Below are 13,866 nucleotides of genomic sequence, written 5' to 3'. Positions count from 1 at the left end.
GTTTTTGCAATGAAAAAAATCACTTCATGTATTGCTGCAGCTTTGTTGCTGTCGGCTCCTTTGGCATCATTCGCTGCCGATTGGGATTCAGTTCCTATTCCTGCAGCAGCTGGAACAGGTAAAACGTGGCAGTTGCAGTCAATATCAGACGAGTTTAATTACACTGCTAGCCCCACCGTTAAACCGGCGGAATTTAATACACGCTGGAATCCCTCTTTTATTAATAGTTGGACTGGCCCAGGCGATAGTGAATTTAACGCTGGTCATTCCTATACTTCGGGAGGTTCTTTGGCCTTGCAATCAAGTGCAAAGGCGGGCACCAACAAAATCTATACCGGCATTATTTCGTCCAAGGAAACGTTTACTTATCCGTTGTATTTAGAGGCGCGGGTAAAACATACCGGCAACACTCTGGCAAATGCGGTGTGGATGCTAAGTGCTGATTCAACGCAAGAAATTGATGCCATGGAATCCTATGGTAGCGATCGTGCAGGGCAAGAGTGGTTTGATCAGCGTATGCATGTGAGCCACCATGTATTTATTCGCAGTCCGTTTCAAGACTATCAGCCAAAAGATGAGGGATCATGGGTTGTAAATCCGGCGGGTGGCACTTGGCGTGGCGCTATGCATGTTTACGGAGTGCACTGGAAAGACCCTTGGAATTTGGACTACTACATTGATGGCGTAAAAGTTCGTACAGTTTCCGGTCCTGCGATGATTGATCCATATAACTTTACCAATGGCACAGGCATCAATAAACCGCTGCACATTATTATTGATGTGGAGCATCAAGATTGGCGCGATGTACGACCAACAGCAGCAGAGTTGGCTGATACTAGTAAGAGCATAATGTTTGTGGATTGGATTCGCGTATACAAGCCGGTTACCAGCAGCGCGACTAGCTCCAGTAATAGTGTAAGTTCTTCAAGTAGTAGCCTGAGCAACTCAAGTAGCAGTAGTGCGACTACGGTTATTGATTTTGCAAATTATTTTGATACAGGTAAATCAACAGCAAGTGTAGCGGGTGATACCTATGTTGGTTTTAATAAGTCCGGTAGCGGCAATATTAATTATAATACTGCCGGTGATTGGGCTGACTATTTGGTTACTTTGCCGAGTGATGGGCAATACAAAATTGAAGTTACCACTGCATCGCCAATGACTAGCGGTATAGGTGCAAAGCTCAGCGTTGATGGTATTTATGTCAGCACCACTAGCTTGGCTGCAACCGGTGGTTGGGAGTTATATAGTGCCTCCACGCTGGCAAATAATTTGTCGATTGGTGCAGGCACCCATACGGTTCGCATTGAAAGTACCGGTACTAGTGCATGGCAATGGAATGGTGATGAAATTCGCGTGACCAAAGTAGGCAGCGCACCTGTCGGTTCGCCGACTACGCCAGCACCGGTGGCCATGATCATACAAGCGGAAAGTTTTTCAGCAACGGGCGGTGTTTACGATGGCTTTAAGACCTATAGCGTAAATGGAGTAAGTGCGATTAATTACAATCAGCGTGGCGACTGGGCGGATTACGCCGTTAATGTAGCGGCCGACGGCAGCTACACCTTCAACGCTTATGTCAGTTCACCCATGTCGGGGGCTGCGCTGGAAGTCAGTGTTGATGGAGTAAAAGTATTAACTCAAGCCGTGCCCAATAATGGCAGTTGGGATAGTTTCCAAAAAGTCAGCTCTGCCAGCAAAATTGCCCTAACCAAAGGCGCGCATACTATTCGCGTCACTAGTGCTGGCACCACCTCATCGACCTGGGAGTGGAATGCAGACAAGTTTGAATTGATACCCTAATAATATTTTGCGCGCGTAGTTTTAAATATCTATTAAATAATCAATGATAAAAAGATCCAGCAATCGCGATATGTTTATATCTCAATTGTTGGATCTTTTTTTTGGTTAAACAGGATTTTTGGAATTGGATGAATCCCTGCAATTAGCTTGTAGTGGTAAATCTAATTAAGATAAAACTTAAGGATTTCATAAATGAATATTAAAAATATCTTCATATTACCTTGCGTTATCTTAATGCTTTCTGCTTGCACAGGGCGGGAGATTGTCTCCGGTGTGGCTCAATTTGAAGCAGATAAATACTGCAGTAACACCAGTGATATTAGCTACTTGCAATGTGGAACCCAGGTTGATGATGAGTATGTACAAATAGACTGTTAAAAGAACAGCAATTGCGTGAGGCTGATGAAGCTCTGCGACAAGAAAAGTTGGAGCAATTAAAAAAAGCCAAATAACTAAGGTGGGTGATTGGCCCTTATCAAAAACGTAATCTGTTGCTGGAAAACCTTAAGAAAATCGAATGGAAAGCGGGTGAGCCTGCTATATTTATTGCTGCTGAATCAGCCCAGATGCAAGCGATAAAGCTATATGTAAAGAGTCAGCCAGGTTATAGTAAAATCCAAACTTACGCATCTGGATACTGGAAGGCATAAATACAGAATCTCTCATATCAACTATCAAAATGAAGATGCTGAGGCTGCATTAATTTCCGGGGAAAATAAATACAGCCTCAGCTCGACAATAGGTTTGACACTCGCGATCGCGATTATTGTTAAAAAAATAGTTTTTCTTTTATTATTTTCCAAAACGCTTAATGTAAAGGCTTTTATTGACTTCTTGCGCCGCCTTTACTAAGGGTGTGTAGGGGATGTCGGCAACACTTACAAAACCCACATTATAATTCTCACCGTCATAAGCCCGCCCAGTTAATGGCGAGTCAATATACTGAAACCAGTGTGCCCCCACAAAATAGGGGTTTTCAATCACACTATTGAGATAGCTTTTATATTTTTCACCGCGATCAAATTGAGATTCTGCATGTATTAACCCAGGGTTTAAGAGGCCAGAGTCAATGGCGCCATTATGGAATTCACCAATAATGCTGGGTTTGTCTAACTCAGCTAAAAAATCCCAATAAGGTTGATCAATACCTTCCCTATAATAGTTGTAGCTCATCACATCTACATATTTTGCGGCGGCTTTTAGTACTTCAGGTGTCATAGCCCAATGCGCAAAGCGTGGGCCCATATACAGATGATTCGGCATATATTTTGTTAGTGCTTTATCTACTCGACTGAAGTAGGCATCAGCATAAAGATAAAGCAATTCAGAGAAGTCGCCCAGCATTTGTGCATTATAAGATGTCAGCTCTACCGGCTGAGACAGCTGTGCCCAAGAAGTATGTTTTAAATCCCATGCGCTATTTAAGTTTTCTATATTCTGATACTTATTTTTCAGGTGATTGATAAATTCCTGTTTTAAGGGACTGTCATTAGCATTCTTTTTTAATCCATTGATAACAATTCCATACTGGAGCGAAGGGCTACCCATACTCCCCCAACTTTTTTCATTATCAATAAATACACCTACACACCATGGGTTGTCTTTTACTTCATCGGCTATTTTTTTAATGGCCTTGTTGGTGCGCTGTGTAAATACTGGGTCAAATGGATCGGGCATGGCACCCCAATAGTCGTTGCCTGAATTAACTGTTTTGAAGTCACCAATAATCCAACCATTAGCAAAATAAGGAAGTCTATTCATTTGATAGAAGCTAGCGTCCACCCAATTACCAAAGGATGTAAAGCCCCAATTATGCATACGTTTGATGGTGGTGTCGCGCCAGTCTTGCATTAGTGCTTCTTCATTTTGCGTGGCGTATTTACGGGCTAAATTAGCTCTATAGAAACTAAAGGTTTCGCCTTTTTTTAAGCTGCCAGAATGTACGCTGCGGCGATATCCATAATTGGCGCCTGCAGCTTCACTGTAGCTGGGCAGCCAAGTAAACATATCAGCCCTCAATTGGGAGCTTATATGACGCGATGGCCAAGCTTGTTTCGGGGCAGTGTTTAAACCTATCGAATCTTCGGGGGTGTAATCGCCAGCATCTCGTTGTTTGATTAGGGCAGCATCAAAATCATAACCGGTAATGGTTGAGGTGTTCGCCATGCGAATATTGGCAATACCATTCGAGAAAAATAGATAGCCTTCTGGATCAACGAGAGACCATTTACCCTGATATTTCTCCGCCCGAAAGTAACCGGTACTTTTTAACTTGGGGCCATTTATCCAGCCATTAAATGTTGAACGGGATGGGAATTGTTGGTCAGTTAAATTTTCTTGCTCTTGTTGTGAAAAACTACGTAATTGATCGGCGCTGTAAACCTTCCCAGCGAAGTCTTGTTTTGCATTTTGGCCATACTCATCAACTAAACCAGTGAGGTATTCTGGGTCAAAATTATTAGGTTTAACTACGCGGAGGTTATCAATGATTAATTGTTTATTTTCCAATACGCCTGAAATAAGCAGACGAATAGATGTGATTGCACTAGTGTCGAGTGTTTTTGTGCCGCCTCGCCAAATAGTTGAAATATAGTTATGGGGCCAACTGGGTGGGTCGTTGCGAATTCCGGTATTAAGAAGAAAAGATGGTACTTTAAGTTCAATTAAGTAACTGTTATTTGATTCAGCTGGTACGGCGACATTACTTAGTTGAAATGCTCCGCTTTTATCGTAAGTATATATGTAGATGTGGGTTGAACTTTTTGTTGAATTTTCAATATCTAACACGAGAGCTGCTGATTCATAATCATTAAAATTCCATGTGTTTGACGGGTTGATGTAAACCGATGAATCATGATTGTTGAGTGAGTCAAAATTGATTTCTAACCCGTGATTTCCCTCATTAACAATGAGTTTCGATCTGGCGTTTTGTAGCTCAATTGCTTTTATGTCGCTCTCGTTTTCAAAATCAAGCAGAATTCGTTCTTTAACTTCAAGCAGGTTAATTTTATCATTCTTGCCTTTTTTGTGTTTTGGTTCAGCGCAGGATGCTATTAAAAATAGACTAATTATGCACAATATAATTTGATTAAGATGTTGTGAGTTTTTCATTGGTAGGTTCCTGGTGCTAATGGCCAACAGTATTTTTTTTCATTAGGTTTTTAATCTGTGGTTCATCAAGAGCCGAGTCAAAGATGTATAGTTCATCTAATTGCCCGCGGAAAAAACGATTATTTTGATTGGTGTTTTGATCATCAAACGCAATATTACGACCCATAGTTAATGGTTTTGAATTTGGGTGATTAAGGTCGGTAAAGACTTTAGCTATAGATTTGTGATCGCTGTATTCTAAGTTGCCATCTACATAAATAAGGACATGTGTACTAAGATTTGCGTCTTTGCCACCAAATAAAACAATTGCTAAGTGATGCCAATTGTCATCGCGTAAGTCGGTAGTTCCCACTATTTCACCTTGATTCGTTCCTATACGGATGCGACCAAGGGGGCCACTAACAGCTAATGGATTCAATGAAATTTGCCATGCGGATTGCACATCGCTCAAGCCCCAATTCAATATTCCAAACCCTTGTGATAAAGAAAAATCTTTAGGTGCTTTCAACCAAAAAGCCACAGTTCGAGGTTTGTGCCCGCCGATCCCTTTATATGCAGTGGCCAGCCAGCTGTTTTCACCATCAAAATTAACGGCATTTCCAAATTTACCTGGTACGGTTGATATGCCTGCAAGTTTCTTGTTTAGTGAATTTACTTTTGCGTTGTAGCATTTGCCGTCTATTCCCGTGCCGATACAGGAAAATTCTTGTTGTGATAAATCATCAAAAGACCAGTGCAGGTAATTGGGTTGTGCTATTGATCGGCCAGGGAGACTGCGCATAAAACGATTGGGGTTATTTTGAATGTTAATAACTTGTTGTTGTAAATCAAACGCGCGAGCTTGATCTTTAACTAATAATTGGTAGGGTTGATCGGTACTGGCTCTTACTTTTACTTCACCGGTAAGTACGTGCACCTGACTTTTTCCATCATCTTCAACACTAACGCCAAACTCTGTACCTAAATCAATAATGCTCGAACTGGGCGTGTCAACTTTGAAACCGGTGGCGGCTGGCGGTACATTGGCGACTAGTTTTCCGCGCCTTAACAATAGGTGCTCATCCGATAGTATATCTACACTCATTGGTGCTTCTAATAAAAGACGAACACCATTTTTCAGCGTGATTTCGGCATAACCTTGGCTTAAGGAAAAAGGGCCTGATGATATTTTCTGCCCTTCAGTCAATGGTTTGCCTGAAGAAATGGCGGAAACAACTCGATATACCGCACCTACCTCGGTAATTTCCGGGGAAAAAATCTTTAGTAAAAACAGAAAAGAAAGAAAGCTAATGGCTGCAGCTAGTGCATACCAGTGTCGCTTGATATTGAATATCTTTACAGTTTGGTCGCGTATGGCAGATTGGCTATTATCGCCATAACGACTATTAAGTTTCTGTTCTAGTTTTTGCACAAAGTCATCTGTTGAGTTTTCATTTAATAAGTGACTCAATTGCCTGTGCATGACGCGTTGACTAGCCAGCTTATTTAATAGATCTGGATTTTTAGCAATGGCCTCTGCTAATTGCGACTCAACTTTTTCGCCTGCGATATAGTCCGCTATTAATTGTTCATCATGATTTCTCATTCGCTTTCTCCTTGCTGCTGTTTAATAATGCAATCGCGCAGCCATTCACGGCAGCGATATAGCCGCATGGTCATTGTTGAATGTTTTACGGTAAATTTTTCACAGAGTTGTTTCACACTAAAACCCTCAACGTAATGATCGCGTAATATCGCCTGTTGATCAGGCTCAAGCTTCAAAAAACATCCTGAAAGCCCGGTAAAATCAATTGCATCTTCCGTGCTTATGCTCCCGCTTAATTGTTGTGTGTCTAGTAACTCTTGAATAATGTCGGGTTCATGAGGTGTGGAACGCAGATGCTTTCGGCGATGATTGCGGATAAGATTTAAAGCAATACCAGAAATCCATGAACGAAAAGCGGCAGGGTCATTTATTTTTTTTAAATTCTCATAGGCCAATATAAATGCCTCTTGTGCGAGGTCATCTACATCTTGAGTGTATTCAGTGCGGCTGGCTATAAAAGCGCGCAAATAACGTTGATTTAGCTGCACTAGTTTACTGAAAGCAGACCGATCACCCGCTTGAGCCGCCTTTACATGGGTGCATACATCTTTGTCGGCTACTTTATTTTCCATAAAGCTACTCTTGGCTGACTCATGAAATTTTCGAAAAAAGAATGAGTTTTAAAAAACCTATTACAGATTTAATTAGGGGCATTCTCTTGTAAACGCTAAATCTTTACAGAATTTCAATTGCAAATAGACTGGCGGGAGCGCCAGCTTCAGTATGAGACAATTCGATATTTAAACAATTGGACAGCAGTGGAGGGTTAAAATGAATGATCTTTATGCTTTGATAATTTCCCGCGCAGGCATATAGCTCTTCGCCATATGCATTTAATACGCGGATGGTCTGTACACAACAAGGCATTTGAGTTTCTGGATGCTCCATCAGTACAGTTTCTAAGGCGTGATCAGCATCAGTATCGAAAAATAGTTTTAGCCCAGTTATTTTAACGTTATCTGACCAAGATAATTCGATATTAGGGTTTTTATCTTCAAGTTTAGCAACCCAGGCATTTGTGCCGAGATAAGGGCGAATAAAACCACCGCGTAAATGCTCTGCCGAATAAGGTTTGAGTGCGGGCGATAGGTGTAAGGCAAGATTATGTCCATTGGGGCGACGCTCAGGCGTCCAAAATTCAAATGAGTCTAAACCACTATTTTTGGGCGGGTCTTGGCGTCCAGTGTTTGAAACTGCCTTGTGAATTTTATTAAGCAGTGTGCATAGTCCAGTTATACGTTGATCGGTTAACGCCAGACTTGCGGTGTCATTGCGCATAAAACATAAAAACCCATATTGTTGCTGACTTAATTCAGCCATAAATTGTATGTTGATATTTTGTTCGCCTGGTGCAAGTGAAAGCTCAATTCGTTCCACTAAAATATCGGGTGTGTAGTTTCCGATTTTGCTGCTTATACGTAACTCGCATATCAAAATGCTTTCCATTTGTGCGCGGACATCGATATTTATCTTTGGCACCGGGCCTGCGTTCAATGGGAGTAATTGCGCCAAACTTTGGTCTAATGTTTTGAAGTCACCATTAGCAGGTAAATTATTCAATTCGAAAGTGGAGCTGGCTTTAATCTTGGCATTTTGCATTAAAAGGGAGGGTGTTATGGGGATCAGGGGGATTGACTGCCCATTAAGATTCAAGCGTTGCTGAAGTTCTTGCATGTGTTTAGGCGCAAGTAGTGCAGCAGGTTTGCAATTTAATTCACGGCAAAATGCAGCAGCCTCGCCAACCGCCTGACCACCATGGGCACAGGTAATCATTACGCGAGTTGATCCAAAAGCCATATGGCTTGCACTGATAATGCGCCCCGCTAAAAATAGATTATCAATATCACGACTCACAAAACAACGATAGGGAATTTGATAAACCCCTTTAGAGTGAAATTGCGAGCATGCAGGCTTATCGCTATAGATGCCTTCGGCTGGATGTAAATCAATCGCCCAGCCACCGTAAGAAACTGCATCGTCGAAAATGTGTTGCGTCACAATATCCTGTTGCTTCAGCATGTAATGCCCTTCGAAACGCCTACTTTCGCGCTTGCCCGGAATAGTGCCCACCCATTCTAAGGTTAAGTTTTCTACATCTTCAAATTTTCCGCTATTTTTTATGTAATCCCAAATGCCATAAACAATTTTCCAAAGCTCCCACTTTATATCTTCACTTTGGTAGATCGTATCAAGCACGCCGCCAAATTCTAACCACCAAAACTTACAACCGGAATCATTGCCATTAATATTTTTGCAGCGAGGAATAGCGGCAATTTCTTCGTGGCTATAAGCAAAGTCAGGTTTGGTGAATACCACTGGGCGGTCTAATTTTTTACTGTAAAAAAATAACGAATGACCGAGTAAGTCGGTACTTTCATTTTTAGGCGCCATGAGTTCGCCAAACTCCTCGCAAGACTCTGCACCCATACGAAAACTTGCACCAGCATTAAAAGCCAGTATGCCATCACCGCTTGCGTCACAAAATAACGGGGCATTAATATGGTATTGAGTAGAGTTTTGGCTACAAAAGGCTAAAACGCTGTCTATTTGTGTAGCTAAGGTTTTATTTACTTGAAATACTGCAGTGTTTAACAACAGAGTGATATTAGCTTCAGCGGCAACTTTATTTAACAAAATACTATCAAAAATTAGCGCATTACCCAGTTGATTTTGTTTTAAGTTGTCAAGCATGATCTCATCAATTACACCTCCCTCACGCGACCAGCGATTATTATTGCCCATGTGAGAGGTGGCACCGAGGGCCCAGAGTCTAACTTCGGAAGAGGCATTGCCACCGAGCACAGGACGATCTTGTACTAATACTACACGGCTGCCCGCGCGCGCTGCAGTTATAGCTGCACAAACTCCCGCTAAACCACCACCTGCAATCACTAAGTCGGTATTAATAACTATTTCTTTGTTTAAACGTGATGTTGAACTAAAGGGTGTAGTAATCATGAAGGTACTCTGAAAATTCTATGTTTTAAAATTTAAATTATGGATTGGATTTTCTAGCTTTTATTTGATCGGGGCTTAGGCACTGATAGAAATATACCTCAGGTTTATGCACCAGATCTGTTTCCTTCATGTCAGTGTTATTACTGCCAGGTATTAAATTACAATCAAATCTGCCGAGAAAACTGAATTTTTTATCAGGTTTTTCTTTGTCGCAAAAATGCGCTAGCCCCCAGCGGATGCCTTGCCCATTACCGGAGTCATCAAACGCATCTGGCACATAGGGGCCTGCTGCAATCGGCATTAAGGAGCTGACAGCCGCTAAGCTAAAGTTCACGCCATCTTCTGCATATTGAATCGTATTGTTTTCATTGCCATTGCGCGTAACTAAGGCAGCAATGCCTTTTTTAAAGGGGAAAAAACATGTTTCATGCCCTGAATTTAATACGGGGTTTAAGGCATGTTTTTTAAAGGGCCCCAATGGTGATTCTGCGATAGCCAAACCATTAGCCACTAAATATTCAGGCCTATCACCAAAGGCGGCTTTGTAATAAAGATGAATTTTATTGTTATAGATAAGTAAATAAGGATCATGAATGGAGTATTGATCCCACTCACCGGGTGCACCATTAGGTACCACCACATTGCCGCAGGCTTGCCAGGGGCCATTGGGTGAATCAGACATCGACATGGTTACCGGGCAGTGATCACCCTTAAGTCCACTTGCTTCCATGAACGCCTGATAATAAAGATAGAATCTACCCTTCCAAATTAGAATGTCAGGAGTGCTCACGGAACGCCAGCCAAGTCCGGGTTTTTCTGGGCGTTTGATTGCCACTCCTTGTTCTTGCCAACTAAAGCCATCTTTGCTTGTCGCGTACCATATTTCTGCTAAATCCCAATCTGTTGATGGAATTTCATCGCTACATTTAAGCGGCCCTTGGGGTGCTGCGATGGTGTTACGTTTGGTATACCAAACATAAAAAATTTCATTGTGTTTAATGATTTTAGAGGGGTCTCGACGAGAAACTCTCCCTGTATCACCTTGGTAATCAAAACCTTCTATTCGCGTATATTTAAAACTGCTGAATAGATCATTGTCCTCTGGGCGAGGGCTTTGGTAATTATCATAGAGTCTACTCATTGCGGCACTTAACTCACGCTTAGGGCGCTGTTGAGGAATGTCCCATGGAAATCCGCCAGAATCTTGGTCGCTCATTAATTGCTCCTTGAAAACAATTTATCTTTACCTAAAAGTATCAGAGCAATTGCAGTAATAGCTAAGCCCATGGTGGTAATAATAAGGGTGCCAGTTTCAGCTGTTACACCTAAAATAAACATCGTTAAACCAACGGCGGAAATTCCAATAGCAATCACCCGAATACCGCGGTTATTTTCAGTTGTGTTTTTTGTTTCTAAGTTAGAGGAGTTTTTTTCATGATTTTTTTCAGCTGAAAACTCGCCTATCTTTTTATGGCCAGGCGCTTCGTAGCCACGCACTCTAAGCCGCCATTCAAATATAGCTAGTAGGAGCGCAGGCAGGAGCACGCCTAATAACATTTCTTCGGTGCGATTTAAGGTGATATTGAACAGAGTGGGGGATATAAATTTAAAAAAGATATTGACAGATAAGCTTATGAATGTGGTTGCCAAAATGCTCGCGCCAGTTTGAAAACGAGAAAATAACAACCATACCGGAGGCAAAAATAATGCGCCTCCCGTTAGTGCTGCCATGGTCATAACTACATTTACCACACCGCCTAAAAAGGGCACCAGTAGTGCAACTGTAATAGTGCCAAACCCTAATAAAACAGTGGCTAGTCGGCCCACAAATACTAAATGACTTTCTGATGATTTGGGTCTAAGAATACGGTACACATCATTGGTGATTACGCCTGCAGTAATATTGAGTGCAGTATTGATTGAGCTTGAGGTTGCGAAAACCATACCTGCAACAATTAACCCTAACATGCCTGCCGGTAAAACTTCTTGGCACATCAATAAGTAAGCTCCCTCGGCTTCACTGAGGGATAAATTAGGATTTATCAAACGATAAGCCATAGGCGCGATCATCCAAATTAAGGGGCTAACCAAGTAGAGTGCGGCAAATAACCATGCTACTTTTTTTGCGTCTTTAGGTGTGGATACACAGGTGAAACGTTGAATGTAGGCCCAGTTCCCAGCAATAAAAAATAAATTAAATAATCCAAATGCAAAGATGAATGACCAAGTAAATTCGCCCGCAACAGGTGCAAAAAAATCCTCTGGCGCCTGTTGAATAAATTCATTTAATCCGCCAATACGATCAAGCGCTAAGGGTACTACAATTAATACCGCCGCCGTCAGCACTACAAATTGTAAAATGTCGGTCACAATGACGGCCCACAAACCACCCACTGCAGTATAAGCGAGAATAATTAGCCCTAAAATAATAATGGTTTCAGTGATCGGAATGCCTGTAGATACTTGTACAATTTTAGCGACAGGGTATAAAAATGTTCCGGTAGAGAATGTGCTAATAATTAAAAATGTTACCGTATATACTTTTTGCACTCTTAAACCAAGCCGAATTTTAATAAATTCGGCTGCTGTTAAGACCTGAGTCGCCTGCCATTTTCCCGCGATAAAAAATCCAATTAAAAGCCCAGCTATACACATAGTCCATTGAATGGTGATAGCTACCCATCCGTAGCTATAAGCGATAGAACCCCAAACAACAAAGGTGCCGGCGGAAAAAAAACTCATGAATAGCGATAAGCCACTCATCCACCAGGGCAGCGCGCCACCGGCGGAGAAAAAACCACTGAGGCTTTTCCCTGCACCGGAAAAACTAAGGCCACAAGACACTACAATAAACGTAAATATGGCAATGACACTTAAATCAATTACACCCATTTTATTATTCTCACTGATTCATCCCCACTAGGATCTCCTTCGGCAGAGAGATCGCATAAGTACATTATTTTTTACGTGTGTAATAGCGCACATAATCAATTTTCATACTGGTACCATTGATGGCGTCGGTAACGGGCCCGGCTATTTCAGCTTTTAAAATAGCCAAGCTAAATAATATTGTCTGCTCACTGAAGCAAACATCATTGCGCATGCTGTAATACAATTTTCCATCCATATAAAAATGGAAATAATCTTGGTCCCACGCCATGCCGTAGGTGTGCCAATCACTAGAGTAGTCAGCAACATCGGCGGCATCATACTGGCTGATAAGCTTCCATTTTTTTCCGTCAAAATATTCAAGCGTATAGTCGGTAATTAAATTGCGATATTTTCCTAGTGACGGACCGCTTTCTTGCAGCCAACCATTGGTGAATTGGATCGCTCCAATTTCCTTAGGGGTGTCCCAACTCAGCTCCAACCATTTGAGACCATGCTTGCCAGACACCCAACGTGTATCTAGACGATTATCAATTGCAAAGCTTTCTTTTGAGGGGAGCTTATCGAATACACCACTGGTTTTGAGATTGGTATCTTTGGCAAGCGCATAATTTGTAACACTTGTTGAGTCCAATGGGCTCATTACATTGGGATATTTGGTCGCAGGGGGGAATACTTGAAATTCATGAATGTGTATTGATTCTGGGCTAGTGCTACGCAGACGAATTTTGGTTGTTTTGATCGGGGCCTTTAGCACAATGTTGTGTCCCGGCTCGCCATCTAAGGTGTGGTGCAATTGATTGTCATCATGGCTTACCTGACCATTGGGCAGAGTATAAGTATCGGTCCAATTGTGCACATTGGTATTAATGATATTGGGATAATGGCCTTCATTAATGTCGATTTCACAAGCCTTTTGTCCTGCCGCAACCCCTTGTTTCGGCCATAACCAAAATGAATTATTCGTACCGTAGGCACCGGCATATTTATAACGCGCCTCAAAATACCCATAATGGAAAGTTCGTTTGCTCCAAATGTTTCCCGTGGTCCAGGGCTGCGATTCTGCACGAGTCTCTTTTTTACTCAGTAATTCAAGTACGCCATTTTTCACCACTGCGTTTTCACGCCAGCGGCTACTCAACACCCACTCATTTTCAGTTGCACCATTCTGACTGATCCAATTATTCTCCAAATCCGAGTTTTTATAATTAAATTCGTCGCTCCATTCAAGCTTCCACTTTTTAAGGTCTAACTGACTTTCTTGGGCGAGTACTGTTGATGATGCCAATACAACTACCAGCATATTTATAGTAAAAAAACTTTTTTTAACCACCGGTTAACCTCGCATTAATATAAAAATATAGTAACTGAATTAATTGAGCTGAAACCCTATTGTTAGACTTATCATGGCGGCGCTGAACGCAGGTTCATGGCATAAATCTTCACAAATGCACTATTTCGAATAGCGAATACTTACCTTAGTGTGTTGGCTCTGCTCAGTTGACACATAATTTTATGAA

At 41.8% G+C, this 13,866-nt stretch carries 10 protein-coding genes; 3 read left to right on the top strand and 7 right to left on the bottom strand.

Annotated features, from left to right (window positions below):
* Window positions 1–9: 9 nt before the first annotated feature.
* The 3 genes from NNX04_RS05055 (at window position 10) to NNX04_RS22880 (ending at window position 2,453) form a co-directional block, all read left to right on the top strand.
* Window positions 10–1,803, top strand: a complete 1,794-nt coding sequence (locus NNX04_RS05055) for a carbohydrate-binding protein (protein WP_151030830.1) — start codon at window positions 10–12, stop codon at window positions 1,801–1,803.
* Window positions 1,804–1,995: 192 nt separating this feature from the next.
* Window positions 1,996–2,181 (top strand): hypothetical protein, encoded by a 186-nt coding sequence (locus tag NNX04_RS05050; protein ID WP_261947688.1) that lies wholly within the window; start codon window positions 1,996–1,998, stop codon window positions 2,179–2,181.
* An 83-nt stretch (window positions 2,182–2,264) separates the two neighbouring features.
* Entirely contained in the window at window positions 2,265–2,453 is a 189-nt protein-coding gene (locus tag NNX04_RS22880; RefSeq protein ID WP_151030832.1) for an SIP domain-containing protein, read from the top strand.
* Between the two features lie 142 nt (window positions 2,454–2,595).
* On the opposite strand, the gene NNX04_RS05045 is transcribed toward NNX04_RS22880, so the two are convergent.
* From NNX04_RS05045 to NNX04_RS05015, 7 genes are all read right to left on the bottom strand, one after another.
* Window positions 2,596–4,914 (bottom strand): beta-galactosidase, encoded by a 2,319-nt coding sequence (locus tag NNX04_RS05045; protein WP_151030833.1) that lies wholly within the window; start codon window positions 4,912–4,914, stop codon window positions 2,596–2,598.
* A gap of 16 nt (window positions 4,915–4,930) precedes the next feature.
* On the bottom strand, window positions 4,931–6,499 hold the full coding sequence (locus NNX04_RS05040) for a LamG-like jellyroll fold domain-containing protein (protein ID WP_151030834.1): 1,569 nt from the start codon (window positions 6,497–6,499) through the stop codon (window positions 4,931–4,933).
* Window positions 6,496–7,071 carry an RNA polymerase sigma factor gene (locus NNX04_RS05035; RefSeq protein ID WP_049629428.1) on the bottom strand — a complete coding sequence of 192 codons (576 nt, stop codon included), beginning with the start codon at window positions 7,069–7,071 and terminating at the stop codon, window positions 6,496–6,498. Before NNX04_RS05035 ends, NNX04_RS05040 begins: the two co-directional genes overlap by 4 nt.
* Window positions 7,072–7,174: 103 nt before the next feature.
* Window positions 7,175–9,457 carry an FAD-dependent oxidoreductase gene (locus tag NNX04_RS05030; RefSeq protein ID WP_151030835.1) on the bottom strand — a complete coding sequence of 761 codons (2,283 nt, stop codon included), beginning with the start codon at window positions 9,455–9,457 and terminating at the stop codon, window positions 7,175–7,177.
* Between the two features lie 37 nt (window positions 9,458–9,494).
* The gene (locus NNX04_RS05025; RefSeq protein WP_151030836.1) at window positions 9,495–10,673 is read right to left on the bottom strand and encodes a glycoside hydrolase family 117 protein; all 1,179 of its coding nucleotides are present in this window, start codon (window positions 10,671–10,673) and stop codon (window positions 9,495–9,497) included.
* On the bottom strand, window positions 10,673–12,349 hold the full coding sequence (locus NNX04_RS05020) for a sodium:solute symporter family protein (protein ID WP_151030837.1): 1,677 nt from the start codon (window positions 12,347–12,349) through the stop codon (window positions 10,673–10,675). The genes NNX04_RS05025 and NNX04_RS05020 overlap by 1 nt, the downstream gene beginning before the upstream one ends.
* Window positions 12,350–12,413: 64 nt before the next feature.
* Window positions 12,414–13,679 carry a family 16 glycosylhydrolase gene (locus tag NNX04_RS05015; RefSeq protein ID WP_225318342.1) on the bottom strand — a complete coding sequence of 422 codons (1,266 nt, stop codon included), beginning with the start codon at window positions 13,677–13,679 and terminating at the stop codon, window positions 12,414–12,416.
* Between the last annotated feature and the right edge of the window lie 187 nt (window positions 13,680–13,866).

The sequence above is a fragment of the Cellvibrio sp. QJXJ genome, from assembly GCF_024452345.1.
In the GTDB taxonomy this organism is placed as follows: Bacteria; Pseudomonadota; Gammaproteobacteria; order Pseudomonadales; family Cellvibrionaceae; genus Cellvibrio.
The sequence above is the reverse complement of the archived record's forward strand: the minus strand, read 5'-3'. Positions and strand labels throughout refer to the sequence as shown.